The following is a 25,298-nucleotide window of genomic DNA, read 5'->3' as shown; positions in this document are numbered from 1 at the left end:
CCACCCAATCGCGATGGATGACGGTTTGCGTTTCGCAATCCGTGAAGGTGGCCGTACAGTAGGTGCGGGTGTTGTTGCAAAAATCATTGCATAATCACAACCCACTTTAGTGAAAAGGGCATCTATAAGATGCCCTTTTGTATTTCACGCTTTGAACAACCAATAAGTACATCAATCACCATCTTATTCAACATCATCGAGTTTTATCGAATTGACTGAATAACGATTTTTCAAGCCATAATCAAAAGCAACAGCGCCGATAATACCTCTAAGTCAACGTATAATACGCCTTTATTTGCTGTGGACATCAACCTTTAATGAAAGATGTTTACTGCTTAGTAAAAAGCTAATGTAAATTAATAGTAACGATAATTGAAATGGTAATCATTTTTATTTAAACTGCCTGTATGTGATTTATACAGGTAGCTATTATGTATGTATGTCTCTGTGAAGCAGTCACCGATAAACAAATTAGGAATGCTGCTCGTAAGTACCAAGTGACATCACTGAAAGGGTTGCGTCAGATCCTCCCAGTAGGTCGTGAATGTGGTAAATGTATTCGGCAAACGCGTGAAATTTTAGATGAAGAGCTAGCATTACTTGAAGATCTTTGTATTGCAGATGTAGCATAATCGAAATAATAATCATTTAACTTATTCATTAATAAGTAACTTTCATACTAAATCTTATGGATAAAATTACTCATATATCAAATTTCAGTACTACACTTTAAATACTGGAAGCGATGGAGAGTAAAAAAATGAAAGGTGATAAAAAAATGATAGCCCACCTAAATAAGTTGTTGGGCAATGAATTAGTTGCAATCAATCAATATTTTTTGCATGCACGTATGTTCAAAAATTGGGGGCTTACTCGTCTTAATGAAGTCGAATACCATGAATCAATTGATGAAATGAAGCATGCTGATAAATATATCGAACGTATCCTTTTCCTTGAAGGCCTGCCTAACTTACAAGATCTGGGTAAACTAAATATTGGTGAAGATGTCGAAGAAATGCTCGCTTCAGATCTTAAGCTGGAGCTTGATGGTGCTAAAAACCTGAAAGATGCGATTAGCTACGCAGACTCAATTCATGATTACGTAAGTCGCGATTTAATGATTGAAATCTTAGCTGATGAAGAGAACCACATTGATTGGATAGAAACTCAGCTAGATTTAATCAAACGTATGGGTATTCAGAATTATACTCAAGCGCAAATTATTGAAGAGTAAAACGTGTTGATGGAATAAAATAGTGATGCCTTACCCTCTTAGTGGGTGAGGCATTTTTACTTTAGAGCCCGTAAAGTAAAAAAATCAGAAAAGTTTGCACATATTTTCCCCGATTACTTGCGTTTCACATTCAGTTGCGTATAATGCGCGAGCTTACTGATTAGTAAGCCCTAGATTTTAGGACTTAAAGATCAGTATTGAGTCAACGATTTGTTGCTCATTTAGACAATACTCCCGATTTGGGGGTTACATAAAGAACGATTACACTCCCCCATCAATCGAAATGGGTGCGAGGAGTAATCATTTACGTTTATAAAATAGTTGGAGCTCTGGTCTCATGCAGAACCAAAGAATCCGTATCCGCCTGAAAGCTTTTGATCATCGTTTAATCGATCAATCAACTGCGGAAATCGTAGAGACTGCTAAGCGCACTGGTGCGCAGGTACGTGGTCCTATCCCGCTGCCGACACGTAAAGAGCGTTTTACCGTTCTGATTTCTCCGCACGTAAACAAAGATGCGCGTGATCAGTACGAAATTCGCACTCACAAACGTCTGGTTGACATCGTTGAGCCAACCGAGAAAACCGTTGATGCTCTGATGCGTCTGGACCTGGCTGCCGGCGTTGACGTGCAGATCAGCCTGGGTTAATCAGGTCGTCGAACGATTGAGAGGTTGAAACAATGATTGGTTTAGTCGGTAAGAAAGTGGGAATGACTCGTATCTTCACTGAAGATGGCGTTTCTATCCCTGTAACTGTTATCGAAATCGAAAATAACCGCGTTACTCAGGTTAAAACTGCAGAAACTGACGGTTACAATGCAATTCAGGTGACTACTGGTAGCAAAAAAGCGAACCGTGTATCTAAGCCTGAAGCAGGTCATTTCGCTAAAGCTGGCGTTGAAGCTGGCCGTATTCTACGTGAATTCCGTACTGAAGAAGGTACTGAATTTAACGTAGGTCAAAGTATTAGCGTTGAAATTTTCGCTGACGTTAAAAAAGTCGACGTTACTGGTACATCTAAAGGTAAAGGTTTTGCCGGCACAGTTAAGCGCTGGAATTTCCGTACTCAAGATGCTACTCACGGTAACTCCTTGTCACACCGTGTTCCGGGTTCTATCGGTCAAAACCAGACTCCGGGCAAAGTGTTCAAAGGCAAGAAAATGGCAGGCCAACTAGGTAATGAGCGCGTAACCGTTCAAAGCTTAGATGTAGTACGTGTTGACGCTGAGCGCAACCTGCTGCTGGTCAAAGGTGCTGTTCCAGGAGCAACTGGTAGCAACCTGATCGTAAAACCGGCTGTCAAGGCTTAACGTCGAGGAGATAGGAATGGAATTGGTAATGAAAGACGCGCAAAGCGCGCTGACTGTTTCCGAAACTACCTTCGGGCGTGATTTCAATGAAGCGCTTGTTCACCAAGTAGTTGTTGCGTATGCAGCTGGTGCTCGTCAAGGTACTCGTGCTCAGAAAACTCGTGCTGAAGTTTCTGGTTCAGGTAAAAAACCATGGCGTCAAAAAGGCACAGGCCGCGCACGTTCTGGTTCTATCAAGAGCCCAATTTGGCGCTCTGGTGGTGTTAGCTTTGCTGCTAAACCACAGGACCACAGTCAAAAAGTTAATAAGAAGATGTACCGTGGTGCTCTGAAAAGCATCCTATCTGAACTGGTACGTCAAGATCGTCTGATCGTTGTCGAGAAGTTCTCTGTTGAAGCACCTAAAACTAAGTTGCTAGCACAGAAACTGAAAGATATGGCTCTGGAAGATGTGCTGATCATCACTGCTGAATTAGATGAAAATCTGTTCTTAGCAGCGCGTAACCTGTACAAGGTTGACGTTCGTGATGCAGCGGGTATCGACCCAGTTAGCTTAATCGCCTTCGACAAAGTGGTTATGACTGCTGATGCTGTGAAGCAAGTTGAGGAGATGCTGGCATGATCCGTGAAGAACGTCTGCTAAAAGTACTGCGCGCGCCGCACGTATCTGAAAAAGCTTCTACAGCGATGGAAAAAAGCAATACCATCGTTCTCAAAGTTGCGAAAGACGCGACTAAAGCAGAAATCAAAGCTGCTGTGCAGAAACTGTTTGAAGTCGAAGTTGAAGGTGTTAACACTTTGCTGGTTAAAGGCAAAACTAAACGCCACGGTCAGCGTTTCGGTCGTCGTAGCGACTGGAAAAAAGCTTACGTTACGCTGAAAGAAGGCCAGAATCTGGACTTCATTGGCGGCGCAGAGTAAGTCGGAGGAGTAAAGAACAATGGCAATTGTTAAATGTAAACCTACGTCTCCGGGCCGTCGCCACGTAGTTAAAGTGGTTAACCCTGAGCTGCATAAGGGCAAACCTTATGCTCCGCTGTTAGAAAAAAACAGCAAATCCGGTGGTCGTAACAACAATGGCCGTATCACCACTCGTCACATTGGTGGTGGCCATAAGCAACATTACCGTCTGGTTGATTTTAAACGCAACAAAGATGGTATTCCTGCTGTTGTTGAACGTTTGGAATATGATCCAAACCGTTCTGCGAACATTGCACTGGTTCTATATAAAGACGGTGAACGTCGTTATATTCTTGCACCAAAAGGCCTGAAAGCTGGCGACCAGATCCAATCTGGTGTTGATTCAGCAATCAAAGCGGGTAACGCACTGCCTATGCGCAACATCCCTGTTGGTTCTACAGTTCATAACATCGAACTGAAACCAGGTAAAGGTGGTCAGTTAGCGCGTTCAGCAGGTACTTACGCTCAGATCGTTGCTCGTGATGGTGCTTATGTCACCCTGCGTCTGCGTTCTGGTGAAATGCGTAAAGTTTTGGCTGATTGCCGTGCAACTTTAGGTGAAGTTGGTAACGCTGAGCATATGTTACGTGTTCTGGGTAAAGCTGGTGCTAGCCGCTGGCGTGGTATTCGTCCTACCGTTCGTGGTACGGCGATGAACCCAGTTGATCACCCACATGGTGGTGGTGAAGGTCGTAACTTTGGTAAACACCCTGTAACACCATGGGGCGTTCAAACCAAAGGTAAGAAAACTCGTAGCAACAAGCGTACTGATCAATTCATCGTACGTCATCGTTCTAAAAAATAATTAGAGGATAAGCCATGCCACGTTCTCTCAAGAAAGGTCCTTTTATTGACCTGCACTTGCTGAAGAAGGTAGAGAAAGCGGTGGAAAGCGGAGACAAGAAGCCTCTCAAGACTTGGTCCCGTCGTTCAACGATCTTTCCTAATATGATCGGATTGACCATCGCTGTCCATAATGGTCGTCAGCATGTTCCAGTTTTTGTTACCGACGAAATGGTTGGTCATAAGCTGGGTGAATTCGCACCGACTCGCACTTATCGCGGCCACGCGGCAGATAAGAAAGCTAAGAAACGTTAAGGATAGGAGGAAGAGATGGAAACTTTAGCTATGCATCGCCACGCTCGTTCTTCTGCCCAGAAGGTTCGCTTAGTTGCCGACCTGATTCGCGGTAAGAAAGTGTCGCAAGCTCTGGAAATTCTGACCTATACCAACAAGAAAGCTGCTGGTTTAGTGAAGAAAGTACTTGAATCTGCAATTGCTAACGCAGAGCAAAACGATGGCGCTGACATTGATGACCTGAAAGTTGCGAAGATTTTCGTTGACGAAGGTCCAACCATGAAACGCATCATGCCGCGTGCGAAAGGCCGTGCAGATCGTATTCTTAAGCGCACCAGCCACATTACTGTGGTTGTGTCCGATCGCTGAGACTCTGGAGACTAGCAATGGGTCAGAAAGTACATCCTAATGGTATTCGCCTGGGTATTGTCAAACCTTGGAACTCTACTTGGTACGCGAATACTAATGAATTCGCTGACAACCTAGACAGCGATTATAAAGTACGCCAGTACTTGAATAAAGAATTGGCAAAAGCGTCAATTTCACGCATCGTTATCGAGCGTCCTGCAAAAAGCATCCGTGTGACTATTCACACTGCTCGCCCAGGTATCGTTATCGGTAAGAAAGGTGAAGACGTAGAAAAACTGCGTAAAACAGTAGCGGATATCGCTGGTGTTCCTGCGCAAATCAATATCGCCGAAGTTCGTAAACCAGAACTAGACGCTAAATTGGTTGCTGACAGCATCTCTTCACAGCTGGAACGTCGTGTTATGTTCCGTCGTGCGATGAAGCGTGCAGTACAGAACGCAATGCGTCTGGGCGCTAAAGGTATTAAAGTTGAAGTCAGTGGCCGTTTAGGCGGTGCTGAAATCGCTCGTACCGAGTGGTATCGTGAAGGCCGTGTGCCACTGCACACATTACGTGCTGACATCGATTACAACACTTCAGAAGCGCACACCACTTACGGTGTTCTCGGCGTTAAGGTATGGATCTTCAAAGGTGAGATTCTGGGTGGTATGGCTGCTGTTGAACAAGCTGAGAAACCAGCTGCTCAACCTAAAAAGCAGCAGCGTAAAGGCCGCAAGTAAGGAGCGTCGCTATGTTACAACCAAAGCGTACAAAATTCCGTAAGGTGCACAAAGGCCGCAACCGTGGTCTGGCGCAAGGTACGGATGTTAGCTTCGGCACTTTCGGTCTTAAAGCTGTTGGCCGTGGTCGTCTGACTGCACGTCAGATCGAAGCGGCTCGTCGTGCTATGACCCGTGCTGTTAAGCGTCAAGGTAAAATCTGGATCCGTGTGTTCCCAGACAAGCCAATCACTGAAAAGCCACTCGAAGTTCGTATGGGTAAAGGTAAAGGTAACGTAGAGTATTGGGTTGCCTTGATCCAGCCTGGTAAAGTCCTATATGAAATGGACGGTGTGCCTGAAGAGCTGGCTCGTGAAGCATTCTCTCTGGCAGCAGCGAAACTGCCTATCAAAACCACCTTTGTAACTAAGACGGTGATGTAATGAAAGCACAAGAGCTGCGCGAAAAAAGCGTTGAAGAGCTGAACTCTGAACTGCTAAACCTGTTACGTGAGCAATTTAATCTTCGTATGCAGGCGGCAAGTGGTCAGCTACAACAGTCTCATCTGTTGAAACAAGTGCGTCGCGATATCGCACGTGTGAAGACTTTACTGACTGAGAAGGCAGGTGCGTAATGAGCGATAAAATCCGTACTCTGCAAGGTCGTGTAGTTAGCGATAAAATGGAGAAATCTATTGTTGTTGCTATCGAGCGTATGGTGAAACACCCTCTGTATGGTAAATTCATCCGTCGTACGACTAAATTGCACGTACATGACGAGAACAATGAATGTGGAATCGGTGACGTGGTAGAAATCCGCCAAACTCGTCCACTGTCTAAGACTAAGTCTTGGGCCTTAGTTCGCGTTATTGAAAAAGCTGTTCTGTAATCGAATAGTCTTTTACAATGAATAAACGGCTCTTTTTTTACTGAGCCGTTTATTTTTTTCTGTCCATAACGAAGATGTGGTGTTATAATGCCGCGCCCTCGTATTATGGGGTATATTGAACGGTCTCTTCAATAATGAAGTGGCTCAGTAGTAGTTGACATTTAGCGGAGCACTAAAATGATCCAAGAACAGACTATGCTGAACGTGGCCGACAACTCCGGTGCACGTCGCGTAATGTGTATCAAGGTTCTAGGTGGCTCGCACCGTCGCTACGCAGGCGTCGGCGACATCATTAAAATTACTGTTAAAGAAGCAATTCCACGCGGTAAAGTGAAAAAAGGTGATGTCCTGAAGGCGGTAGTGGTGCGCACCAAGAAGGGTGTACGTCGCCCGGACGGTTCTGTCATTCGCTTCGATAGTAATGCATGCGTTATTCTAAACAATAACAGCGAGCAGGTAGTCGGTACGCGTATTTTTGGGCCGGTAACTCGTGAACTTCGTAATGAGAAGTTTATGAAAATTATCTCACTGGCACCTGAAGTACTCTAAGGAGCGGAACTATGGCAGCGAAAATCCGTCGTGATGACGAAGTTATCGTGCTAACTGGTAAAGATAAAGGTAAGCGCGGTAAAGTAAAGCAGGTTATTTCTTCTAGTAAAGTTATCGTTGAAGGTATCAATCTGGTTAAAAAACATCAGAAGCCTGTCCCGGCTCTGAACCAACCAGGTGGCATCGTTGAAAAAGAAACTGCTATTCAAGTTTCTAACGTTGCAATCTTTAACGCGGCAACTGGTAAGGCTGACCGTGTAGGCTTTAGATTCGAAGACGGCAAAAAAGTCCGTTTCTTCAAATCTAACAGTGAAACTATCAAGTAATTTTTGGAGTATACGATGGCGAAACTGCATGATTACTACAAAGACGAAGTAACTAAACAACTGATGACTCAGTTTGGTTACAATTCTGTCATGCAAGTCCCTCGGGTCGAGAAGATCACCCTGAATATGGGTGTTGGTGAAGCTATTGCTGACAAAAAACTGCTGGATAACGCAGCAGCTGACCTGGCAGCAATCTCTGGTCAAAAACCATTGATCACCAAAGCACGCAAATCTGTTGCAGGCTTCAAAATCCGTCAGGGCTATCCAATCGGCTGTAAAGTGACCCTGCGTGGCGAACGCATGTGGGAGTTCCTTGAGCGTCTGATTTCTATTGCTGTACCACGTATTCGTGACTTCCGTGGCTTGTCCGCTAAGTCATTTGATGGTCGCGGTAACTACAGCATGGGTGTACGTGAACAAATCATCTTCCCTGAAATCGATTACGATAAAGTGGATCGTGTACGTGGTTTAGATATTACTATCACCACTACTGCGAAATCAGATGACGAAGGTCGCGCACTGTTAGCAGCGTTCAACTTCCCGTTCCGCAAGTAAGGCAGGGTACTCATGGCTAAGAAATCTATGAAAGCGCGTGATGTTAAGCGTGCTAAATTAGCTGAGAAGTTCTTCGCAAAACGCGTTGAATTGAAAGCTATCATCTCTGATGTAAACGCATCTGATGAAGATCGCTGGGACGCTGTTCTCAAGCTGCAAACACTGCCACGTGATTCAAGTCCTTCTCGTCAGCGTAACCGCTGCCGTCAAACTGGGCGTCCGCACGGTTTCCTGCGGAAATTTGGTCTGAGCCGTATTAAAGTCCGTGAAGCCGCTATGCGCGGTGAAATCCCGGGCCTTAAAAAGGCTAGTTGGTAATTGTCACCATTTTGAATCACGGGAGTAAAGACAGATGAGCATGCAAGATCCCATCGCGGATATGCTGACCCGTATCCGTAACGGTCAGGCCGCGAACAAAGTTGCGGTCACCATGCCTTCCTCCAAGCTGAAAGTGGCGATTGCCAAAGTGCTGAAGGAAGAAGGTTATATTGAAGATTTTAAAATTGAAGGCGACATCAAGCCAGAATTGGAACTGACTCTGCGTTATTTCCAAGGTAAGGCTGTTGTAGAAAGCATTCAGCGTGTAAGCCGCCCAAGTCTGCGCATCTATAAGAAAAAAGATGAGCTGCCACAAGTTATGGCTGGTTTAGGTATCGCTGTTGTTTCTACCTCTAAAGGTGTCATGACTGATCGTGCAGCTCGCCAAGCTGGTCTTGGTGGCGAGATTCTCTGCTACGTAGCTTAATTCGGGAGGAAAGAATGTCTCGTGTGGCAAAAGCACCCGTCGTCATTCCTGCCGGCGTAGAGGTAAAACTCAACGGTCAGGTTATTTCGATTAAGGGTAAAAACGGCGAGCTTACTCGTACTATCCATAATGCAGTTGAAGTTAAACATGAAGATGGCCACCTAACTTTCGCTCCACGCGAAGGTTTTGATGATGCATGGGCACAAGCGGGTACAACTCGTTCACTGTGTAATGCAATGGTTGTTGGTGTTACCGAAGGCTTCACTAAAAAACTTCAGCTAGTCGGTGTTGGTTACCGTGCAGCAATCAAAGGCAATGCAGTTAGCTTGTCTTTAGGTTTCTCGCATCCGGTTGAACACGCACTGCCAGCAGGCATTACTGCTGAATGCCCAACACAAACTGAAATCGTACTGAAAGGTGCGGATAAGCAAGTGATTGGTCAAGTAGCGGCAGAACTGCGTGCTTACCGTCGTCCTGAGCCTTACAAAGGCAAGGGTGTTCGTTACGCCGATGAAATCGTGCGTACTAAAGAGGCTAAGAAGAAGTAAGGTAACACTATGGATAAGAAAGCAGCTCGTATCCGTCGTGCGACCCGCGCACGCCGCAAGATCCAAGAGTTGGGTGCGACTCGCCTGGTGGTACATCGTACTCCACGCCATATTTATGCGCAGGTTATCGCTCCGAACGGTTCTGAAACGTTGGTGGCCGCTTCTACTACAGAAAAAGCTATCAATGAGCAAGTGAAATTCACTGGAAACAAAGACGCAGCAGCAGTTGTTGGTAAAATTATTGCTGAACGCGCACTGGAAAAAGGCATCACTGTTGTTGCTTTTGACCGTTCTGGTTTCCAATATCATGGTAGAGTCCAGGCACTGGCAGATGCTGCCCGTGAAGCTGGCCTTCAGTTCTAAGGTAGAGGTGTAAGATGGCTCACATCGAGAAACAAGCTGGCGAACTGCAGGAAAAGCTGATCGCGGTAAACCGCGTAGCAAAAACCGTTAAAGGTGGCCGTATTTTCAGCTTTACAGCACTGACAGTAGTTGGTGATGGTAACGGTCGCGTTGGTTTTGGCTACGGCAAAGCGCGCGAAGTTCCGGCAGCAATCCAGAAAGCGATGGAAAAAGCCCGTCGCAGCATGAAAACCGTTGCTCTAAACAACGGCACTCTGTTCCACCCTGTGAAAGGTACACACACCGGTTCTCGCGTGTTTATGCAACCTGCTCACGAAGGTACCGGTATCATTGCCGGTGGTGCAATGCGTGCTGTTTTAGAAGTAGCTGGAGTTCGCAACGTACTGGCTAAAACCTATGGTTCCACAAACCCAATCAACGTGGTTCGTGCAACACTGGATGCTTTAGACAGCATGAAGTCTCCAGAAATGGTCGCAGCTAAGCGTGGAAAATCCGTCGAAGAAATTCTGGGGTAATCAGCCATGGCTAAGACTATTAAAATTACACAAGTTCGCAGTTCAATCGGTCGCCTGCCTAAGCATAAGGCAACTTTGATCGGTTTAGGTCTGCGTCGCATTGGTCATACAGTAGAACGTGAGGACACTCCTGCTGTTCGCGGTATGGTCAACTTGGTTTCCTACATGGTTAAAGTTGAGGAGTAAGAGATGCGTTTAAATACTCTATCTCCGGCTGAAGGTGCCAAGCACGCGCCTAAGCGCTTAGGTCGTGGTATCGGTTCTGGTCTGGGTAAAACCGGCGGACGTGGTCACAAAGGTCAGAAGTCTCGTTCTGGCGGTGGCGTACGTCGTGGTTTCGAAGGCGGCCAGATGCCTTTATATCGTCGTCTACCAAAATTTGGTTTTACTTCACGTAAAGCAATGATCACAGCAGAGATTCGTCTGTCTGATTTTGCTGCTGTTGAAGGCGATGTTATTGATCTGAACGCACTAAAAGCCGCGAATGTTGTTGGCATCCAGATTGAATACGCGAAAGTGATTCTGTCTGGCGAAGTGAATCGTGCAGTTACTGTACGTGGCCTTCGTGTTACTAAAGGTGCTCGCGCTGCGATTGAAGCTGCCGGCGGTAAAATTGAGGAATAAGTGACAGATGGCTAAACAACCAGGATTAGATTTTCAAAGTGCCAAGGGTGGTGTTGGTGAACTGAAGCGCAGACTTTTGTTTGTTATCGGTGCACTGATCGTTTTCCGAATTGGTTCTTTTATTCCGATTCCTGGTATTGATGCCACTGTGCTTGCCAAATTGCTCGAACAGCAACAAGGCACCATCATTGACATGTTTAACATGTTCTCTGGTGGTGCTCTTAGCCGAGCTTCTATCTTTGCTTTGGGTATTATGCCGTATATCTCGGCTTCAATTATTATCCAACTATTGTCAGTGGTTAACCCACGACTAGCAGAGATTAAGAAAGAAGGTGAAGCAGGTCGTCGGAAGATAAGCCAATATACCCGTTGGGGTACTTTGGTATTAGCAATATTCCAATCTGTGGGTATTGCAATGGGTCTTCCGAATATGCCAGGGATGCAAGGGCTAGTTATTGATCCGGGTCTCCCGTTCTACTTCACGGCTGTTGTTAGCTTAGTTACAGGAACTATGTTCTTGATGTGGCTAGGTGAGCAGATAACTGAACGAGGTATTGGTAACGGTATCTCAATCATTATCTTCGCTGGTATCGTTGCGGGTCTTCCGCCGGCTATTGGCCATACTATCGAGCAAGCTCGGCAAGGCGATCTGCACTTCCTCCTGTTGCTGTTGGTTGCAGTGCTCGTATTCGCGGTAACTTTCTTTGTTGTGTTCATGGAGCGTGGTCAACGTCGTATCGTCGTTAACTATGCAAAACGCCAACAAGGACGCCGTGTTTATGCGGCACAAAGCACACATTTACCACTAAAAGTGAATATGGCGGGTGTAATTCCTGCAATTTTTGCTTCCAGTATCATACTGTTCCCGGGTACAATAGCGTCTTGGTTCGGTGATGGAACTGGCTGGGACTGGCTGACAACTATTTCTATGTATTTGCAGCCTGGTCAACCATTGTATGTGTTGCTTTATGCTTCTGCGATCATCTTCTTCTGTTTCTTCTATACGGCGTTGGTTTTCAACCCAAGAGAAACAGCAGATAACCTGAAGAAGTCCGGTGCATTTGTACCAGGAATTCGTCCGGGAGAGCAAACGGCCAAGTACATTGATAAGGTAATGACTCGCTTAACTTTAGTTGGTGCATTATACATTACCTTCATCTGCCTAATCCCGGAGTTCATGCGTGACGCAATGAAAGTACCTTTCTACTTTGGTGGTACTTCCCTCTTAATCGTAGTTGTCGTTATCATGGACTTTATGGCTCAAGTGCAAACTCTGATGATGTCAAGTCAGTATGAGTCTGCATTGAAGAAAGCAAATCTCAAAGGTAAGTAATCACTCTGTGTGATTATGGTTTGCTTAAGAAGTTACGGAGAGTAAAAATGAAAGTTCGTGCTTCCGTCAAGAAATTATGCCGTAACTGTAAAATTATCCGTCGCAATGGTAGCGTTCGTGTAATTTGCAGTGTTGAACCAAGACATAAACAACGTCAAGGTTAAGAAAAAGCATTTTTTTCTTGCAAAGTTGGGTTGAGCTGGCTAAATTAGCCAGCCAATCTTTTTTATCGAAGATACATTATTGTTTGAGTATCCTGAAAACGGGCTTTTCAGCACAGTAATGTATATTTTAACTTAGGAGTGCATAGTGGCCCGTATAGCAGGCATTAACATTCCTGATCATAAACATACCGTAATCGCTTTAACATCGATTTTCGGAATCGGCAAAACACGTTCACAGGCTATCTGTGAAGCAACTGGTATTGCTGAAAATGTTAAGATCAGTGAGCTGTCTGAAGAACAAATCGACAAGCTGCGTGACGAAGTTGCCAAGTATGTGGTAGAAGGTGACCTACGTCGTGAAATTACCCTGAGCATCAAGCGTCTGATGGACCTTGGATGTTACCGTGGTTTACGTCATCGTCGTGGTCTTCCTGTGCGCGGACAGCGTACTAAGACTAACGCTCGTACCCGCAAGGGTCCGCGTAAGCCGATCAAGAAATAAGTCGGGGTACTGAATAATGGCAAAGGCACCAATTCGTGCACGTAAGCGTGTAAGAAAACAAGTCTCAGACGGTGTGGCTCATATCCATGCTTCTTTCAACAACACAATCGTTACTATTACTGATCGTCAGGGTAACGCATTAGGTTGGGCAACTGCCGGTGGTTCCGGTTTCCGTGGTTCTCGCAAATCCACTCCGTTTGCAGCTCAGGTTGCAGCAGAGCGTTGCGCAGAAGCCGTGAAAGAATACGGTATCAAGAACCTAGAAGTTATGGTTAAGGGACCGGGTCCAGGTCGCGAATCAACAATTCGTGCTCTGAACGCCGCAGGTTTCCGCATCACTAATATTACTGATGTGACTCCTATCCCTCATAACGGTTGTCGCCCACCGAAAAAACGCCGCGTTTAATACGTTTCGTTTTTTTTAGGACTGTTGGAGAAAGAAAATGGCTAGATATTTGGGTCCTAAGCTCAAGCTGAGCCGTCGCGAAGGAACAGACCTCTTCCTGAAGTCTGGTGTTCGCGCGATTGACACCAAGTGTAAATTAGAACAGGCACCTGGCCAGCACGGAGCGCGTAAACCGCGTCTGTCTGACTACGGTGTTCAGTTACGTGAGAAACAAAAAGTTCGTCGTATTTACGGTGTTCTGGAACGTCAATTCCGTAACTATTACAAAGAAGCAACACGTCTGAAAGGCAACACAGGTGAAAACCTGCTGACTTTGCTGGAAGGCCGTCTTGATAACGTCGTTTATCGTATGGGCTTTGGCGCAACTCGCGCAGAAGCACGTCAAATGGTTAGCCATAAAGCTATCATGGTAAATGGCCGTGTAGTTAACATCGCTTCTTATCAGGTTTCCCCGAATGACGTTATCAGCGTTCGTGAGAAAGCGAAAAAACAGTCTCGTATCAAGGCTGCTTTAGAGCTGGCTGAACAGCGTGAGAAGCCAACTTGGCTGGAAGTTGATGCTGCTAAGATGGAAGGTGTGTTCAAACGTATTCCTGAACGTACTGACCTGTCTGCGGACATTAACGAACACCTGATCGTCGAGCTTTACTCTAAGTAAAGCTTAGCACCAAAGAGAGGACACAATGCAGGGTTCTGTGACAGAGTTTCTAAAACCGCGCCTGGTAGATATCGAGCAAGTGAGTTCGACGCACGCCAAGGTGACCCTTGAGCCTTTAGAGCGTGGCTTCGGTCATACTCTTGGTAACGCACTGCGCCGTATTCTGCTTTCGTCTATGCCGGGTTGTGCGGTGACAGAGGTTGAGATTGATGGTGTACTGCACGAGTACAGCACCAAAGAAGGTGTACAGGAAGATATCCTGGAGATTCTCCTCAACCTGAAAGGGCTGGCGGTAAAAGTTCAGGGTAAAGATGAAGTTATTCTAACCTTGAATAAATCTGGCATTGGCCCTGTGACCGCAGCCGACATCGTCCATGATGGCGATGTCGAAATCGTCAAGCCGCAGCACGTTATCTGCCACCTGACTGACGAAAGCGCATCAATTAATATGCGTATCAAAGTTCAGCGTGGTCGTGGTTATGTGCCGGCTTCTGCCCGAGTACATTCGGAAGAAGATGAGCGCCCAATCGGTCGTTTGCTGGTCGATGCTTGCTATAGCCCTGTAGAGCGTATTGCCTATAATGTTGAAGCAGCTCGTGTTGAGCAACGTACGGACTTGGATAAGTTAGTTATCGAAATGGAAACTAACGGTACAATCGATCCTGAAGAGGCGATTCGCCGTGCAGCGACTATTCTGGCTGAACAGCTTGAAGCTTTTGTTGACTTACGTGATGTTCGTCAGCCAGAAGTTAAAGAAGAGAAACCAGAGTTCGATCCTATCTTACTGCGCCCAGTTGACGATCTGGAATTGACTGTCCGCTCTGCTAACTGCCTTAAAGCAGAAGCTATCCACTACATCGGTGATCTGGTACAGCGTACTGAAGTTGAGTTGCTTAAAACGCCTAACCTTGGTAAGAAATCTCTTACTGAAATTAAGGACGTCTTGGCATCTCGTGGTCTTTCTCTGGGCATGCGCTTAGAAAATTGGCCACCAGCAAGTATTGCTGATGATTAGGATCACAGGTTAAGGTTTTACTGAGAAGGATAAGGTCATGCGCCATCGTAAGAGTGGTCGTCAATTGAACCGCAACAGCAGCCACCGCCAAGCTATGTTCCGTAACATGGCAGGTTCTTTAGTTCGTCATGAAATCATCAAGACGACTCTGCCTAAAGCGAAAGAACTGCGTCGCGTCGTTGAGCCGCTGATTACTCTTGCCAAGACCGACAGCGTAGCTAATCGTCGTCTGGCATTCGCCCGTACTCGTGATAACGAGATCGTGGCAAAATTGTTTAATGAACTGGGACCTCGCTTTGCAGCTCGTGCGGGCGGTTACACTCGTATTCTTAAGTGTGGCTACCGTACAGGTGACAATGCTCCGATGGCTTACATCGAGCTTGTTGACCGTGCTGTTGAGTCTCAAGAAGCAGCAGCAGAGTAATCTGCCTGCTTTCAAGAAAACCGGGTATATTTGCCCGGTTTTTTTGTACCTGCTATTCTATCCTTGATTATATTCCCCTTAACTTGAATTTTTTCATTTAAACCCTATTTACTCTATGAATGGAGTATGACTTTATGAATATGTATAAAATAGGCCAAATAGCACGCCTTGCTGATGTGACCCCGGATACAATTCGTTTTTATGAAAAACAAGGATTGATGGGGCATAAAGTAAGAACAGAAGGTGGTTATAGATTGTTTACTGACCAAGATTTACAGCGTCTCAGGTTTATTCGTTATGCGAAGCAGTTGGGATTTACTTTAGAGGCAATAACCGAGCTGTTGTCTATAAGAGTCGATCCTGAACACCATACTTGCCAAGAGTCGAAACAAATTGTTGATCTACGATTAGCAGAGGTAGAAAGGAGGATCCAAGAACTGATTATTATGCGTGATTCATTAAAAATGTTGAGTTCGGCTTGCTGTGGTGAAGAGCATACATCGACATATTGTTCTATAATGGAAATCCTTGAAAAAGGTGCATCAAAAGTTTATTAACTTATAAAGGGTATATTATGAGCCAGTATCAACACAAACGTGGAAAAATTAAAGATAATGCGATTGAAGCATTATTGCATGATCCATTATTTAGGCAGAGAGTTGAAAAAAATAAAAAAGGTAAGGGAAGCTATAATAGAAAAGAAAAACATAATAAAGGTGGTAACTGGGAGGCCAGTGGTAAGCAGTTTTTTAACTTATTACCACTGGCTTTTTAGTTATTACTTTTTATTTTGTTCTTTCAATAAATCACGAATTTCAGAGAGCAATACTTCTTCTTTAGTTGGAGCAGGTGGAGCTTCTGGCGCAGCTTCTTTTTCGCGACGAACTTTATTCATAACTTTAATTGCCATAAAAATAGCAAAAGCGACAATTACAAAGTCAAATACAGTTTGTATAAACATACCATAATTAAGGACAACTGCGGGTATATCACCTTCAGCGGCCCTTAATATGACACTAAATTGTTTAAAGTCGACCCCACCAATTAATAAACCAAGGGGTGGCATAATAATATCTGCAACTAATGATGAAACGATTTTACCGAATGCCGCACCAATAATGATACCGACAGCCATATCGACAACATTGCCCTTCATTGCAAATTCACGAAACTCTTTTAAAAAACTCATTTGACCCCCTAAGTAAAAATACTTTGCTAAAAAATAAATATTTAGTTAATAAATTATAGTATCTAGATCAATTAAGCTACAAATAGAACATGCTTTTTATTTTGTAATTTATAAAAAGAAAGGACTTGGCTGAAATAGTTTTTCTACATCAGGAACGTATTTTTTATCAGTGATAAACATGATTACATGATCACCTTGTTCAATAATATGGTAGTCACTAGCAATAATAACTTCATCTTCCCGAACTAATGCTCCAATAATAGTTCCTGGAGGGAGTTTTATTTCGGAAATTTTCTTTCCAACAACTTTAGATGTATTTTCGTCACCGTGAGCAATAGCTTCGATGGCTTCTGCTACACCTCTTCTTAATGAAGACACACTGACAATATCAGCTTTGCGAACGTGTCCTAAAAGGGCGGATATTGTTGCTTGTTGTGGTGAAACCGCAATATCAATAACACCACCTTGTACCAACTCAACGTAAGCAGTGCGCTGAATGAGCACCATTGCTTTTTTGGCTCCCATTTTTTTTGCTAGCATAGCTGACATAATGTTAGCTTCATCATCATTGGTCAACGCGATAAACACATCCATCTGTTCAATGTGTTCTTCAGTTAGCAATTCTTGGTCTGATGCATCACCATAAAAAACAATAGTATCGTGTAGCAGTTCGGCGAGCTCTGTAGCTCTTTGCTGGTTTCGTTCGATTAATTTCACGCTATAATCTTTTTCAAGCCGTTTGGCTAAACCAGCGCCAACATTTCCTCCACCTACAATCATAAGCCGTTTATAGGGTTTTTCTAGTCGTTGCAGCTCACTCATGACCGCTCGAATATGTTGTGTAGATGCAACGAAAAATACTTCATCGCCTGCTTCTATGATAGTGGAACCTTGAGGGCGGATTGGGCGATCTTGGCGAAATATAGCAACTACTCTGGCATCAATATGTGGCATATGCTCACGTAAACTAGAGAGCGCGTTACCCACTAATGAGCCACCATAATAGGCTTTAACAGCAACGATGCTTACCTTACCTTCAGCAAAATTAACAACCTGTAACGCACCAGGGTACTGAATAAGTTTATAGATATAATCAATGACTAATTGTTCAGGGGATATCAAATAATCAATAGGGATCTGTTCTGGTAAAAACAGTTTATCCGCTTCACGAATATATTCGGTAGCCCTGATCCGTGCGATTTTATTGGGGGTATTGAAAAGGCTGTATGCTATTTGGCATGCGATCATGTTAGTTTCGTCAGAGTTAGTAACGGCAACTAACATATCTGCATCTTCCGCACCTGCATCACGAAGTACGCGAGGGTGGGAACCATGCCCATTAACGACGCGTAGATCAAATTGATCTTGTAATTGGCGTAAACGATCGGCATTGGTGTCAACGACAGTAATATCATTGTTTTCATCGACTAGATTTTCAGCAAGCGTACCGCCAACTTGTCCAGCACCTAAGATAATGATTTTCATTGATTATTCCTATCTCAGACAAAGTTCATATAGTTAAATGGCTTGTTTTACTAAACGTGCATAAAAAAAGCCATCACCGCCTGCTGCACTTGGTAGTATTTGTAAACCTGCTTCGGTTCCATCGTTGAGTATAGCTTCAGGATGTTTTGCTAAAAAGTTTTTTACTTGAAGGCTATTTTCTTCTGGCATCACTGAGCATGTTGCATAAACAAGTGTTCCACCAACTTTTAAGTAAGGCCAAATTGATTCAAGTATTTGAGACTGAAGCGTAGTTAATTCGTTAATATCAGAATCACGCCTTAGCCATTTGATATCAGGGTGGCGGCGTATTACACCTGTCGCTGAACACGGTGCATCAAGCAGAATGCGATCAAACAGTTGTGCATCTGCCCATTGCTCAGGTTTCGTACCATCGCCTTGGACTACAGCTGCTTGCTGTTTGAGTCGTAACAGATTTTCTTTTACCCGTTTAAGACGATGTTCATCAATGTCGACAGCTAGTACATGGGCTTTAGGGGCGAGCTCTAATATATGTGTTGTTTTACCGCCGGGTGCTGCACATAGATCAAGAATAGAATCACCATTTTGGGGTTCAAGTAATTCAGCGCAGCCTTGGGCTGAAACGTCTTGTACTGTTGACCAACCATCTTCAAAGCCAGGTAACTTTGTTACTGATATGGGTTCAGCTAATCTTATTGCAGAAGGATGTAATGGGTGTAGCTCAGCGTTAATTCCTTCATTCGCTAATAATTCTTGGTATTGCTTAGCATTATGATGTTGTGAGTTAACTCTTAACCACATAGGAGGACGCAAATTATTTGCTTCCACAATAGATTGCCAGTCTTGTGGGTATGCGCTTTGTAGACGTTTTAATAGCCAACTAGGATGAAGATATTGGCTAGCATTGCCTGTACTACGTTCTTCGAGTTGAGCTTGTTGTCTTTGAAATGATCTGAGTACCCCGTTGACTAAGCCTTTTAATTGGGGACGTTTGAGTGCAACAGCGCCATTCACCGTTTCTGCTAGTGCTGCGTGAGCAGGGATACGAGTATAGAGTAGTTGATAGATCCCAACCATAATCAGGTAATGCAATGTTCTTTGTTTACCTGTTAATGGTTTTTCCATTAGTTGACTGACGAACCATTCCAACTTAGGTAAATAGCGTAGTACACCAAAGCAAATCTCTTGTAATAGAGGTTTATCTTTATCATTTATATTTTTTTGTAATTCAGGTAATACCGCGCTAAGAGATTGTCCACCATCGATGACTTGGCCGATGGCTACCGCTGCGATACTACGCAAGTTATATGTATTTTTCATAAGTGAGGATGAATTCATTAGTCACTAAAATAAATTTGCCTAATTATAGTATCAGGCAAATTTATTGGTGTTTTAATTAATTTGCTGGCCCGGTACGAACCATTCACGGCGAGAGTTGAGCAAATCTTGGGCGCTCATTGCTTTTTTACCTGGAGGCTGCAATTGAGTGATATTTAGCAGCCCATTGGCAGTCGCTATGCATATGCCATTTTTATCAGCGCTAATGATGGTACCTGGTTTTTCATTATGCTCTTTAGCAATGACTTCAGCGTTCCAAACTTTGATCAGTTGTTCTTGGATCGTAAAATAGCTCATTGGCCAAGGGTTAAAGGCTCTAATGCAACGCTCAATTTGTTCTGCTGATAATTTCCAGTCAATTTTAGCTTCTTCTTTCGACAGTTTTTCTGCGTAATTTGCCAGTGAGTCGTCTTGTTTTTCTGGTGCACATTGATGTTTAGAAATAAGATCTAAAGTAGCTATCAATGCTTCAGGGCCGATAACAGCCAATTTGTCATAAAGTGTTGCACTAGTATCTTCAGGCATAATTGGACATTTTGCTTTATAAAGCATGTCACCTGTATCTAGCCCTTCATCCATTTGCATAATGGTTACGCCACTTTCTGCATCACCAGCCCAAATGGAACGTTGAATTGGTGCCGCACCTCGCCAACGAGGGAGTAAAGAACCGTGAACATTCAGGCAGCCGAGGCGAGGAATGTCTAACACCGCTTTTGGTAAAATAAAACCATAAGCGACAACAATCATCAAATCAGCATCAAGCTCTTTAATCCATTGATGATTTTCTTCCTTTTTCAATGTGGTTGGCTGGAAAACAGGTATTTGATGCTCTTCCGCTAAGATTTTGACTGGACTAGGCGTCAATTTTTTTCCTCGCCCCGCAGGCTTATCTGGGGGAGTTAGAACGCCGACAACTTGATGATGAGTTTTAAGTAAAGCAGCCAAATGGCCAGCAGCAAATTCAGGCGTGCCTGCAAAGATAATTTTTAGCGATTCTGACACTGTTATTTCCCTGTATGAAATCTGTTAGTTAGCCGTTTTTGCTTCTTTTGCTCTCATTCTATCCAGCTTTTCAACCTTTTGGCGAATACGCTGACGTTTTAATGGAGATAGATAATCAACAAACAATTTACCAACAAGATGGTCCATTTCATGTTGAATACAAATTGCGAGTAAGCCATCTGCTTCAAGTTCAAATACTTCTCCGTTATAGTCAAGAGCACGTACTTTAACGTTTTCTGCTCGTGGAACGAAGCCGTGTTGTTCTGGTATAGAGAGGCAACCTTCTTCAATACCTGTTTCACCTGATTTATCTAATAATTCAGGGTTAATAAGTACGAGGCGCTGATCGCGAGTCTCAGAAACATCAATAACGATAATACGCTGGTGGATGTTTACTTGGGTCGCAGCAAGACCAATACCTTCTTCTTCGTACATCGTTTCGAACATATCATCGATAATACGTTGAATTTCGGCATTAACTATTTCTACTGGCTTAGCGATTGTGCGTAAGCGTTCGTCTGGATAATGTAATACATTTAATACTGACATAAGTTTTTCGAGCAGCGTCCAAAAAGTGAATAGGAATTAATGCCTATTCTAGACATTTCTTGGCCATATTGACAGTATTGGTTATGAATTGTTCACTGATGAACATATTTGCGATAAAGTCAGGGAGATACCATGGAAACCCAAGAAATTTGGTTAAGGATGTCTCAGGTCAGTCGGCTTTCGCCGAGTAGTGCATCAAAAATTATTAATGAACTCATACTATTGGGTAATATAAATATAGCTACCTTGCAGCGGTGTGGGTTGAGTGAGCAGCAAAGTCTACAGTTCATACATTTCCCATCAGTAAAGATAACTCAAGCACGAAAGTGGTTAGAGAAAGAAGAAAATCAATTGATTACTTTTAGTAGTGGCTTATATCCATTTCTTCTAGCCCAAATCGCGAGCCCGCCGTTAGTGCTTTTTACAATTGGGCGCTGTGAATTGATGACGTTAGCCCAAATAGCAATAGTTGGTAGCCGACAAACAAGTGAGTACGGGCGCAAATGGGCTGAGAAGTTTGCAAGTGCATTTGTTAGTTACAAATTGGCGATTACCAGTGGACTTGCTTTTGGTATTGATGCTATTAGTCACCGAGCTGCTCTTGATTCAAATGGCAATACGCTAGCGGTTTTAGGTAGTGGACTAGCGAATATTTATCCTAAACAGCATACTGCTCTAGCTGAACAAATAAAGGAAAATGGGGTTTTAATCTCAGAATATTTTCCTGATGCGCCGCCATTAGCCAAGCAATTTCCGCGGCGAAATCGTATTATTAGTGGCTTATGTAAAGCAACAGTTGTTATCGAAGCTGGGTTGAAAAGCGGTTCTCTCATTACAGCACGTTACGCCATTGAGCAAAATAGAGATCTTTTTACGATACCAGCTCCGTTAGGCCATCCTGCTTTTAGTGGTAATCATTGGCTATTACAGCAAGGAGCATATCCATTAACTGCTCCTGAAGATATTAAACATCACATTGATATTGGTTTAAATTGGTTACCATTAGAGCCATTATCTGAAGAAAAAATGAGTGTTAAGTTTAATCAAGTAGAATGCGAGGTATTAAGCGTACTTGAATATCAACCGACATCTATAGATGTGGTTGCGGAGCGTATGCAAAAATCAATCGCAGAGGTTGCTTCTATTTTGACTGAATTAGAAATAGAAGGTGTAATTGCTTCTGTCGCTGGTGGATATATCAAATTGAGTTAGTTGTCTAAGAGAGAGTCATGTCGAATCAATTGCCTTTTGCAACAGAAAAAAATGAAGTTTGTCCTGAGTGCGGTTCACAGCTTGTGATCCGTAATGGTACACATGGGCCTTTTTTTGCCTGTTCCGCATATCCTCAGTGCCATTATATTAAACCTATGCGTCCTTCCACAGAAAACCCTATTATCAAGGTGTTAGAAGGACAGGCGTGTCCTCAATGTGGGCACGATTTGGTTTTGAAGCAAGGCCGATTTGGCATGTTTATTGGCTGTAGTAATTACCCTGAATGTGAGCATATAGAACTTATTGATAAACCTGACGAAACAAAAGTATCTTGCCCTCAGTGCAATACAGGGCACCTTTTACAACGTAAGTCTAGGTTTGGAAAGACTTTTTATGCATGTGATAGCTATCCGACTTGTCAATTTATTATTAACAATAAACCTATCGCTGGTGAGTGTGAGTTTTGTCATTATCCATTACTTATGGAAAAAAAGGGGACTCAAGGAGTAAGATTGTGTTGTGCTAGTAAACGTTGTGGTAAACCACAAAAAGAATAATGATGAGTTAAAAATATGCAAACTAAAGCTACACCTGCAATTGAAAATATTATCGCTTTCCTTAATCAAGAAGAAGTGATTGCTTATCCTACTGAAGCGGTTTTTGGGCTAGGTTGTGATCCTGATAGTGAAAAAGCAGTTAATAAACTACTTGAGTTAAAACAACGCTCTTGGGAAAAAGGGTTGATCCTCATCGCAGATAGTTATGAACAACTAAAAAACTATGTTGATGATAGCCAACTGACAGATAAACAAAAACAAGTCATGCTTGATAGCTGGCCAGGGCCCGTTACATGGGTGATCCCCGCAAAAGAATCAACGCCAAAATGGTTAACAGGACGTTTTGATACATTAGCGGTGAGGGTTACAGATCATAATTTAGTTAAATTACTTTGTCAGCAATATGGTAAGCCGCTAGTATCGACGAGTGCTAATTTAAGTGGGCAAGAGCCTTGTAGAACAACTAGTGAAGTTATTGAACAGTTTCAAGGAAGTATTCCTGTACTTGATGGCGTAGTTGGTGGGCGCTTAAATCCTTCAGAAATTCGGGATGCTAAAACTGGGCAATTATATCGTAAAGGATAATGTATTTTATGGGGTTATATGCGGTTTTTGGTCATCCAATAGAACACAGTAAATCACCAATTATTCACCAAATGTTTGCGGAACAGGTAGGTATCCCGCTGAAATATGAGCGAGTATTGGCGCCATTAACGGGTTTTGAGCAGGCACTGTCTGATTTTTTTTCAATGGGAGGAAAAGGGGCTAATGTAACGCTTCCTTTCAAAGAAAGAGCTTACCAAATGGTTTCGGAATTGACGGATAGAGCGCAATCATGTGGTGCTGTAAATACAGTAATGAAACTCGATGGTGATCGGCTATTAGGCGATAATACCGATGGTGTTGGATTACTATTAGATTTGGAACGACTCAATTTTATTAGTCGCAATAGCCGCATATTGATCATAGGGGCTGGTGGTGCAACAAGAGGGGCTCTATTACCTCTTTTGGAATATGGCTGTCAAATTACGCTAACAAATCGAACTTTTTCTAAGGTAGAAGAATTAGTTAAACAATTTATAAGTTTTGGCAGCATAAAAGGAGTGCAGATCGATCAGATCATATCTGCTGATTTTGATCTGATCATTAATGCGACCTCTTCGGGTGTCAATGGTGACATCCCTGCGGTTCATCCAAGTGTATTTTCAACACAAGTTGCTTGCTATGACCTGTTCTATCAGCGCTCGCTAACACCATTTTTAGCTTTTGCAAGTGCACATCAAGTAAATAGGCTGGCTGATGGTTTGGGCATGTTAGTTGGGCAGGCCGCTTTTGCTTTTAAATTATGGCACGGTATCCTTCCCGAAATAGAGCCAGTCCTTTTAGCATTACAAAAGGAACAAAGAAAGTGAATCAGGCAATACAGTTTCCAGATCGAGAGGAATGGGATGATGCAGCTAAGGTTGTACGTTTTCCTGTAATGGTTAATGGGATGCTAGCTGAATGTGTGATATCTGATGCGCTGCTGTATCGCCGTTATGGGCACAATGCTCAACCGATAAGTTTGTTTCAAAATAACCGTTGGGATATAGAAGAAGAGTTTGAAGCCTTGATTGCTCAAGGCCATGGAGTTGATAGCGTTTATTCGCTACCAGAAGAAAGATAATCATTCTTCCACTGAACATAATTATTAGCTGAGTAGCGTAAATGTTCTAATTCATCCTTTGTGAGTTTACGTGCCGCTTTTGCTGGGCTGCCTACATATAGGTAGCCACTTTCTAGAGTTTTACCTTGAGTGACTAAACTATTAGCACCTATAACAACATCACTTCCAATAGTTGCGCCATCTAAGATAATCGAGCCCATACCAACTAACACACGATCGCCTATAGTGCAGCCATGTAGCATAACTTTATGGCCAACAGTGACATCTTCACCAATAATGAGTGGATTTCCTTCGGGGTTATTTTGTGATTTATGCGTAACATGAAGGACTGAGCCATCTTGTATATTGGTTCTGGCACCGATTTGAATATAGTTTACATCACCGCGTAATACCGATAATGGCCAAATGCTAACGTCATCAGAGATCCGTACATCCCCGATGACTACAGAAGAAGGGTCGATAAACACACTAGAACCCGTTGTTGGGTAAATACCTAGATAAGATCTCAAATGTTTGTTCATAGTAATGCCATTGTTTTTAATGAAGTGAAAAGGATCGTACCACGTATTTGTTAAATAAAGGTGTAGGATCACTCAATGTGAGAAATATTGAAGATACTTTTTAGCTTGTTTTGTACTCATTATGCTAGAAAAAAAAGCATAATGATGATTTTATCTTCAAACAGTTATTTTTTTCAAAAAAAGGGTTGCCAGAATTTTCTGACTCCCTATAATGCGCATCCGTTGTCACGACAAACCGCTCCGGTGGTAAGGTTAGAAAAGAAACCTAGTGATGATAGAGGTGAAAAAGAAAGAAAAAGTTAAAAATAATTACTTGACTTTCTGATAGAAAAACGTAGTATACGACACCTCGCGACAACAACCTAAACGGTTAATATCGAAAGATAAAGTCGCAACGCTCTTTAACAATTTATCAGACAATCTGTGTGGGCACTCACAAGACACTATCAAAAAATATTTGATTTTAAAGTCTTGAAGAGTGACTAACACGTTAATTCATATACATATGAACTAAT

Annotated in this window: 43 protein-coding genes and 1 pseudogene; 38 read left to right on the top strand and 6 right to left on the bottom strand. The window is 43.3% G+C overall.

The annotated features are described in order from the left end of the window. The 33 genes and pseudogenes from SC428_RS21170 to SC428_RS21010 all read left to right on the top strand — a co-directional run. A pseudogene (locus SC428_RS21170) lies at positions 1-94 on the top strand (elongation factor Tu); the annotation flags it as partial. Positions 95-431: 337 nt separating this feature from the next. Continuing rightward, positions 432-632, top strand: coding sequence for a bacterioferritin-associated ferredoxin (bfd, locus tag SC428_RS21165; protein ID WP_070928796.1), 201 nt, complete (start codon positions 432-434; stop codon positions 630-632). Between the two features lie 128 nt (positions 633-760). After that, positions 761-1,234, top strand: coding sequence for a bacterioferritin (gene bfr / locus SC428_RS21160; RefSeq protein WP_140183080.1), 474 nt, complete (start codon positions 761-763; stop codon positions 1,232-1,234). 337 nt (positions 1,235-1,571) lie between these two features. Then, a complete protein-coding gene (gene rpsJ / locus SC428_RS21155; protein ID WP_001181005.1) occupies positions 1,572-1,883 on the top strand; it encodes a 30S ribosomal protein S10 in 312 nt (103 codons plus the stop codon). A gap of 32 nt (positions 1,884-1,915) precedes the next feature. Next, entirely contained in the window at positions 1,916-2,545 is a 630-nt protein-coding gene (gene rplC, locus SC428_RS21150) for a 50S ribosomal protein L3 (RefSeq protein WP_070928795.1), read from the top strand. A gap of 16 nt (positions 2,546-2,561) precedes the next feature. After that, positions 2,562-3,167: a 50S ribosomal protein L4 gene (rplD, locus tag SC428_RS21145; protein ID WP_004926458.1), complete on the top strand. Its 606-nt coding sequence runs from the start codon at positions 2,562-2,564 to the stop codon at positions 3,165-3,167. Continuing rightward, positions 3,164-3,466, top strand: a complete 303-nt coding sequence (gene rplW, locus SC428_RS21140) for a 50S ribosomal protein L23 (RefSeq protein WP_004926456.1) — start codon at positions 3,164-3,166, stop codon at positions 3,464-3,466. The genes rplD and rplW overlap by 4 nt, the downstream gene beginning before the upstream one ends. A gap of 19 nt (positions 3,467-3,485) precedes the next feature. After that, complete coding sequence (gene rplB, locus SC428_RS21135; RefSeq protein ID WP_070928794.1) at positions 3,486-4,310, top strand: 50S ribosomal protein L2; 825 nt, start codon at positions 3,486-3,488, stop codon at positions 4,308-4,310. Positions 4,311-4,324: 14 nt separating this feature from the next. Next, positions 4,325-4,603: a 30S ribosomal protein S19 gene (gene rpsS / locus SC428_RS21130; RefSeq protein ID WP_004265426.1), complete on the top strand. Its 279-nt coding sequence runs from the start codon at positions 4,325-4,327 to the stop codon at positions 4,601-4,603. A gap of 15 nt (positions 4,604-4,618) precedes the next feature. Beyond that, entirely contained in the window at positions 4,619-4,951 is a 333-nt protein-coding gene (gene rplV, locus SC428_RS21125) for a 50S ribosomal protein L22 (RefSeq protein WP_004265430.1), read from the top strand. A gap of 17 nt (positions 4,952-4,968) precedes the next feature. Then, positions 4,969-5,670: a 30S ribosomal protein S3 gene (rpsC, locus tag SC428_RS21120; RefSeq protein WP_004265433.1), complete on the top strand. Its 702-nt coding sequence runs from the start codon at positions 4,969-4,971 to the stop codon at positions 5,668-5,670. An 11-nt stretch (positions 5,671-5,681) separates the two neighbouring features. Beyond that, positions 5,682-6,092, top strand: a complete 411-nt coding sequence (gene rplP / locus SC428_RS21115; protein WP_004926449.1) for a 50S ribosomal protein L16 — start codon at positions 5,682-5,684, stop codon at positions 6,090-6,092. Beyond that, positions 6,092-6,283: a 50S ribosomal protein L29 gene (gene rpmC / locus SC428_RS21110; protein WP_008913885.1), complete on the top strand. Its 192-nt coding sequence runs from the start codon at positions 6,092-6,094 to the stop codon at positions 6,281-6,283. The genes rplP and rpmC overlap by 1 nt, the downstream gene beginning before the upstream one ends. Then, positions 6,283-6,537: a 30S ribosomal protein S17 gene (gene rpsQ / locus SC428_RS21105; RefSeq protein ID WP_070928793.1), complete on the top strand. Its 255-nt coding sequence runs from the start codon at positions 6,283-6,285 to the stop codon at positions 6,535-6,537. The genes rpmC and rpsQ overlap by 1 nt, the downstream gene beginning before the upstream one ends. 177 nt (positions 6,538-6,714) lie before the next feature. Beyond that, positions 6,715-7,086 carry a 50S ribosomal protein L14 gene (gene rplN / locus SC428_RS21100; protein ID WP_008913887.1) on the top strand — a complete coding sequence of 124 codons (372 nt, stop codon included), beginning with the start codon at positions 6,715-6,717 and terminating at the stop codon, positions 7,084-7,086. A gap of 11 nt (positions 7,087-7,097) precedes the next feature. After that, on the top strand, positions 7,098-7,412 hold the full coding sequence (gene rplX, locus SC428_RS21095; protein ID WP_070928792.1) for a 50S ribosomal protein L24: 315 nt from the start codon (positions 7,098-7,100) through the stop codon (positions 7,410-7,412). Between the two features lie 15 nt (positions 7,413-7,427). Continuing rightward, entirely contained in the window at positions 7,428-7,967 is a 540-nt protein-coding gene (rplE, locus tag SC428_RS21090; RefSeq protein WP_070928791.1) for a 50S ribosomal protein L5, read from the top strand. A gap of 12 nt (positions 7,968-7,979) precedes the next feature. Continuing rightward, positions 7,980-8,285, top strand: a complete 306-nt coding sequence (gene rpsN, locus SC428_RS21085) for a 30S ribosomal protein S14 (RefSeq protein WP_004926440.1) — start codon at positions 7,980-7,982, stop codon at positions 8,283-8,285. A 34-nt stretch (positions 8,286-8,319) separates the two neighbouring features. After that, complete coding sequence (gene rpsH / locus SC428_RS21080; protein WP_004907134.1) at positions 8,320-8,712, top strand: 30S ribosomal protein S8; 393 nt, start codon at positions 8,320-8,322, stop codon at positions 8,710-8,712. A gap of 14 nt (positions 8,713-8,726) precedes the next feature. Then, entirely contained in the window at positions 8,727-9,260 is a 534-nt protein-coding gene (gene rplF, locus SC428_RS21075) for a 50S ribosomal protein L6 (RefSeq protein ID WP_070928790.1), read from the top strand. A 9-nt stretch (positions 9,261-9,269) separates the two neighbouring features. Then, entirely contained in the window at positions 9,270-9,623 is a 354-nt protein-coding gene (rplR, locus tag SC428_RS21070) for a 50S ribosomal protein L18 (protein ID WP_070928789.1), read from the top strand. 14 nt (positions 9,624-9,637) lie between these two features. Further along, entirely contained in the window at positions 9,638-10,138 is a 501-nt protein-coding gene (gene rpsE / locus SC428_RS21065) for a 30S ribosomal protein S5 (RefSeq protein WP_004265471.1), read from the top strand. A 6-nt stretch (positions 10,139-10,144) separates the two neighbouring features. Next, a complete protein-coding gene (gene rpmD, locus SC428_RS21060; protein ID WP_004926432.1) occupies positions 10,145-10,324 on the top strand; it encodes a 50S ribosomal protein L30 in 180 nt (59 codons plus the stop codon). Positions 10,325-10,327: 3 nt separating this feature from the next. Continuing rightward, positions 10,328-10,762, top strand: a complete 435-nt coding sequence (rplO, locus tag SC428_RS21055; RefSeq protein WP_070928788.1) for a 50S ribosomal protein L15 — start codon at positions 10,328-10,330, stop codon at positions 10,760-10,762. A gap of 7 nt (positions 10,763-10,769) precedes the next feature. Next, positions 10,770-12,095, top strand: coding sequence for a preprotein translocase subunit SecY (secY, locus tag SC428_RS21050; RefSeq protein ID WP_070928787.1), 1,326 nt, complete (start codon positions 10,770-10,772; stop codon positions 12,093-12,095). Between the two features lie 47 nt (positions 12,096-12,142). Continuing rightward, a complete protein-coding gene (gene rpmJ, locus SC428_RS21045; protein ID WP_004265484.1) occupies positions 12,143-12,259 on the top strand; it encodes a 50S ribosomal protein L36 in 117 nt (38 codons plus the stop codon). Between the two features lie 145 nt (positions 12,260-12,404). Next, the gene (gene rpsM / locus SC428_RS21040) at positions 12,405-12,761 is read left to right on the top strand and encodes a 30S ribosomal protein S13 (RefSeq protein ID WP_004907144.1); all 357 of its coding nucleotides are present in this window, start codon (positions 12,405-12,407) and stop codon (positions 12,759-12,761) included. Positions 12,762-12,777: 16 nt separating this feature from the next. Then, positions 12,778-13,167: a 30S ribosomal protein S11 gene (gene rpsK, locus SC428_RS21035; protein ID WP_002919257.1), complete on the top strand. Its 390-nt coding sequence runs from the start codon at positions 12,778-12,780 to the stop codon at positions 13,165-13,167. 37 nt (positions 13,168-13,204) lie between these two features. Continuing rightward, positions 13,205-13,825, top strand: a complete 621-nt coding sequence (gene rpsD, locus SC428_RS21030) for a 30S ribosomal protein S4 (protein WP_004265487.1) — start codon at positions 13,205-13,207, stop codon at positions 13,823-13,825. Positions 13,826-13,850: 25 nt separating this feature from the next. Next, positions 13,851-14,840, top strand: a complete 990-nt coding sequence (locus SC428_RS21025) for a DNA-directed RNA polymerase subunit alpha (protein ID WP_004926425.1) — start codon at positions 13,851-13,853, stop codon at positions 14,838-14,840. Between the two features lie 37 nt (positions 14,841-14,877). Further along, positions 14,878-15,264 (top strand): 50S ribosomal protein L17, encoded by a 387-nt coding sequence (rplQ, locus tag SC428_RS21020; protein ID WP_004907152.1) that lies wholly within the window; start codon positions 14,878-14,880, stop codon positions 15,262-15,264. Positions 15,265-15,404: 140 nt separating this feature from the next. Continuing rightward, entirely contained in the window at positions 15,405-15,821 is a 417-nt protein-coding gene (gene zntR / locus SC428_RS21015; protein ID WP_070928797.1) for a Zn(2+)-responsive transcriptional regulator, read from the top strand. 17 nt (positions 15,822-15,838) lie between these two features. Further along, positions 15,839-16,039 carry an alternative ribosome-rescue factor A gene (locus SC428_RS21010; protein ID WP_070928785.1) on the top strand — a complete coding sequence of 67 codons (201 nt, stop codon included), beginning with the start codon at positions 15,839-15,841 and terminating at the stop codon, positions 16,037-16,039. 3 nt (positions 16,040-16,042) lie between these two features. On the opposite strand, the gene mscL is transcribed toward SC428_RS21010, so the two are convergent. The 5 genes from mscL to def form a co-directional block, all read right to left on the bottom strand. Next, positions 16,043-16,453, bottom strand: coding sequence for a large-conductance mechanosensitive channel protein MscL (gene mscL / locus SC428_RS21005; RefSeq protein WP_070928784.1), 411 nt, complete (start codon positions 16,451-16,453; stop codon positions 16,043-16,045). Between the two features lie 108 nt (positions 16,454-16,561). Further along, positions 16,562-17,938 carry a Trk system potassium transporter TrkA gene (gene trkA, locus SC428_RS21000; protein WP_070928783.1) on the bottom strand — a complete coding sequence of 459 codons (1,377 nt, stop codon included), beginning with the start codon at positions 17,936-17,938 and terminating at the stop codon, positions 16,562-16,564. A gap of 33 nt (positions 17,939-17,971) precedes the next feature. Next, the gene (gene rsmB, locus SC428_RS20995; protein WP_140187605.1) at positions 17,972-19,258 is read right to left on the bottom strand and encodes a 16S rRNA (cytosine(967)-C(5))-methyltransferase RsmB; all 1,287 of its coding nucleotides are present in this window, start codon (positions 19,256-19,258) and stop codon (positions 17,972-17,974) included. A gap of 72 nt (positions 19,259-19,330) precedes the next feature. Continuing rightward, positions 19,331-20,278 carry a methionyl-tRNA formyltransferase gene (gene fmt / locus SC428_RS20990; protein WP_283126826.1) on the bottom strand — a complete coding sequence of 316 codons (948 nt, stop codon included), beginning with the start codon at positions 20,276-20,278 and terminating at the stop codon, positions 19,331-19,333. Between the two features lie 24 nt (positions 20,279-20,302). Continuing rightward, on the bottom strand, positions 20,303-20,827 hold the full coding sequence (gene def, locus SC428_RS20985; RefSeq protein ID WP_070928780.1) for a peptide deformylase: 525 nt from the start codon (positions 20,825-20,827) through the stop codon (positions 20,303-20,305). Positions 20,828-20,959: 132 nt separating this feature from the next. Between def and dprA the strand changes: the two genes are divergently transcribed. Genes dprA through SC428_RS20960 form a run of 5 tightly spaced genes read left to right on the top strand, consistent with a single transcriptional unit; the run spans position 20,960 to position 24,262 of the window. Next, positions 20,960-22,039 carry a DNA-processing protein DprA gene (dprA, locus tag SC428_RS20980; protein ID WP_318710247.1) on the top strand — a complete coding sequence of 360 codons (1,080 nt, stop codon included), beginning with the start codon at positions 20,960-20,962 and terminating at the stop codon, positions 22,037-22,039. A 17-nt stretch (positions 22,040-22,056) separates the two neighbouring features. Next, on the top strand, positions 22,057-22,596 hold the full coding sequence (locus SC428_RS20975; RefSeq protein WP_140183085.1) for a type I DNA topoisomerase: 540 nt from the start codon (positions 22,057-22,059) through the stop codon (positions 22,594-22,596). Positions 22,597-22,611: 15 nt separating this feature from the next. Further along, positions 22,612-23,181 carry an L-threonylcarbamoyladenylate synthase type 1 TsaC gene (gene tsaC / locus SC428_RS20970; protein WP_272581377.1) on the top strand — a complete coding sequence of 190 codons (570 nt, stop codon included), beginning with the start codon at positions 22,612-22,614 and terminating at the stop codon, positions 23,179-23,181. A gap of 8 nt (positions 23,182-23,189) precedes the next feature. Then, the gene (gene aroE, locus SC428_RS20965; protein WP_318710242.1) at positions 23,190-24,008 is read left to right on the top strand and encodes a shikimate dehydrogenase; all 819 of its coding nucleotides are present in this window, start codon (positions 23,190-23,192) and stop codon (positions 24,006-24,008) included. Further along, positions 24,005-24,262, top strand: coding sequence for a DUF1488 domain-containing protein (locus SC428_RS20960; RefSeq protein ID WP_070928776.1), 258 nt, complete (start codon positions 24,005-24,007; stop codon positions 24,260-24,262). The genes aroE and SC428_RS20960 overlap by 4 nt, the downstream gene beginning before the upstream one ends. Here the strand turns inward: SC428_RS20960 and SC428_RS20955 are convergent. Next, a complete protein-coding gene (locus SC428_RS20955) occupies positions 24,238-24,783 on the bottom strand; it encodes a gamma carbonic anhydrase family protein (RefSeq protein ID WP_070928775.1) in 546 nt (181 codons plus the stop codon). The genes SC428_RS20960 and SC428_RS20955 overlap by 25 nt on opposite strands. Positions 24,784-25,298: the final 515 nt, after the last annotated feature.

Origin of the sequence: Providencia sp. 2023EL-00965, assembly GCF_033550225.1 — a bacterium.
In the GTDB taxonomy this organism is placed as follows: Bacteria; Pseudomonadota; Gammaproteobacteria; order Enterobacterales; family Enterobacteriaceae; genus Providencia; species Providencia manganoxydans.
Note: the sequence above shows the minus strand (reverse complement) of the source record. Positions and strands in the feature narration are given on the sequence as shown.

Bases quoted from the DNA above. Each gene is read 5' to 3' on its own strand.
- bfd (WP_070928796.1), top strand. From the start codon at position 432: ATGTATGTATGTCTCTGTGAAGCAGTCACCGATAAACAAATTAGGAAT.
- rpmC (WP_008913885.1), top strand. From the start codon at position 6,092: ATGAAAGCACAAGAGCTGCGCGAAAAAAGCGTTGAAGAGCTGAACTCT.
- rplE (WP_070928791.1), top strand. From the start codon at position 7,428: ATGGCGAAACTGCATGATTACTACAAAGACGAAGTAACTAAACAACTG.
- tsaC (WP_272581377.1), top strand. From the start codon at position 22,612: ATGCAAACTAAAGCTACACCTGCAATTGAAAATATTATCGCTTTCCTT.
- rplW (WP_004926456.1), top strand. From the start codon at position 3,164: ATGATCCGTGAAGAACGTCTGCTAAAAGTACTGCGCGCGCCGCACGTA.
- aroE (WP_318710242.1), top strand. From the start codon at position 23,190: ATGGGGTTATATGCGGTTTTTGGTCATCCAATAGAACACAGTAAATCA.
- mscL (WP_070928784.1), bottom strand. From the start codon at position 16,453: ATGAGTTTTTTAAAAGAGTTTCGTGAATTTGCAATGAAGGGCAATGTT.
- rplO (WP_070928788.1), top strand. From the start codon at position 10,328: ATGCGTTTAAATACTCTATCTCCGGCTGAAGGTGCCAAGCACGCGCCT.
- dprA (WP_318710247.1), top strand. From the start codon at position 20,960: ATGGAAACCCAAGAAATTTGGTTAAGGATGTCTCAGGTCAGTCGGCTT.
- trkA (WP_070928783.1), bottom strand. From the start codon at position 17,938: ATGAAAATCATTATCTTAGGTGCTGGACAAGTTGGCGGTACGCTTGCT.
- rpsK (WP_002919257.1), top strand. From the start codon at position 12,778: ATGGCAAAGGCACCAATTCGTGCACGTAAGCGTGTAAGAAAACAAGTC.
- rpsN (WP_004926440.1), top strand. From the start codon at position 7,980: ATGGCTAAGAAATCTATGAAAGCGCGTGATGTTAAGCGTGCTAAATTA.
- zntR (WP_070928797.1), top strand. From the start codon at position 15,405: ATGTATAAAATAGGCCAAATAGCACGCCTTGCTGATGTGACCCCGGAT.
- rsmB (WP_140187605.1), bottom strand. From the start codon at position 19,258: ATGAAAAATACATATAACTTGCGTAGTATCGCAGCGGTAGCCATCGGC.
- rplQ (WP_004907152.1), top strand. From the start codon at position 14,878: ATGCGCCATCGTAAGAGTGGTCGTCAATTGAACCGCAACAGCAGCCAC.
- rplX (WP_070928792.1), top strand. From the start codon at position 7,098: ATGGCAGCGAAAATCCGTCGTGATGACGAAGTTATCGTGCTAACTGGT.
- rplR (WP_070928789.1), top strand. From the start codon at position 9,270: ATGGATAAGAAAGCAGCTCGTATCCGTCGTGCGACCCGCGCACGCCGC.
- SC428_RS20975 (WP_140183085.1), top strand. From the start codon at position 22,057: ATGTCGAATCAATTGCCTTTTGCAACAGAAAAAAATGAAGTTTGTCCT.
- rpsQ (WP_070928793.1), top strand. From the start codon at position 6,283: ATGAGCGATAAAATCCGTACTCTGCAAGGTCGTGTAGTTAGCGATAAA.
- rpsJ (WP_001181005.1), top strand. From the start codon at position 1,572: ATGCAGAACCAAAGAATCCGTATCCGCCTGAAAGCTTTTGATCATCGT.
- rplV (WP_004265430.1), top strand. From the start codon at position 4,619: ATGGAAACTTTAGCTATGCATCGCCACGCTCGTTCTTCTGCCCAGAAG.
- bfr (WP_140183080.1), top strand. From the start codon at position 761: ATGAAAGGTGATAAAAAAATGATAGCCCACCTAAATAAGTTGTTGGGC.
- rpsC (WP_004265433.1), top strand. From the start codon at position 4,969: ATGGGTCAGAAAGTACATCCTAATGGTATTCGCCTGGGTATTGTCAAA.
- def (WP_070928780.1), bottom strand. From the start codon at position 20,827: ATGTCAGTATTAAATGTATTACATTATCCAGACGAACGCTTACGCACA.
- rpsE (WP_004265471.1), top strand. From the start codon at position 9,638: ATGGCTCACATCGAGAAACAAGCTGGCGAACTGCAGGAAAAGCTGATC.
- rplC (WP_070928795.1), top strand. From the start codon at position 1,916: ATGATTGGTTTAGTCGGTAAGAAAGTGGGAATGACTCGTATCTTCACT.
- rplF (WP_070928790.1), top strand. From the start codon at position 8,727: ATGTCTCGTGTGGCAAAAGCACCCGTCGTCATTCCTGCCGGCGTAGAG.
- SC428_RS21010 (WP_070928785.1), top strand. From the start codon at position 15,839: ATGAGCCAGTATCAACACAAACGTGGAAAAATTAAAGATAATGCGATT.
- secY (WP_070928787.1), top strand. From the start codon at position 10,770: ATGGCTAAACAACCAGGATTAGATTTTCAAAGTGCCAAGGGTGGTGTT.
- SC428_RS20955 (WP_070928775.1), bottom strand. From the start codon at position 24,783: ATGAACAAACATTTGAGATCTTATCTAGGTATTTACCCAACAACGGGT.
- rplD (WP_004926458.1), top strand. From the start codon at position 2,562: ATGGAATTGGTAATGAAAGACGCGCAAAGCGCGCTGACTGTTTCCGAA.
- SC428_RS21025 (WP_004926425.1), top strand. From the start codon at position 13,851: ATGCAGGGTTCTGTGACAGAGTTTCTAAAACCGCGCCTGGTAGATATC.
- rpsH (WP_004907134.1), top strand. From the start codon at position 8,320: ATGAGCATGCAAGATCCCATCGCGGATATGCTGACCCGTATCCGTAAC.
- rplN (WP_008913887.1), top strand. From the start codon at position 6,715: ATGATCCAAGAACAGACTATGCTGAACGTGGCCGACAACTCCGGTGCA.
- rplP (WP_004926449.1), top strand. From the start codon at position 5,682: ATGTTACAACCAAAGCGTACAAAATTCCGTAAGGTGCACAAAGGCCGC.
- rpsS (WP_004265426.1), top strand. From the start codon at position 4,325: ATGCCACGTTCTCTCAAGAAAGGTCCTTTTATTGACCTGCACTTGCTG.
- rplB (WP_070928794.1), top strand. From the start codon at position 3,486: ATGGCAATTGTTAAATGTAAACCTACGTCTCCGGGCCGTCGCCACGTA.
- rpmD (WP_004926432.1), top strand. From the start codon at position 10,145: ATGGCTAAGACTATTAAAATTACACAAGTTCGCAGTTCAATCGGTCGC.
- rpmJ (WP_004265484.1), top strand. From the start codon at position 12,143: ATGAAAGTTCGTGCTTCCGTCAAGAAATTATGCCGTAACTGTAAAATT.
- rpsD (WP_004265487.1), top strand. From the start codon at position 13,205: ATGGCTAGATATTTGGGTCCTAAGCTCAAGCTGAGCCGTCGCGAAGGA.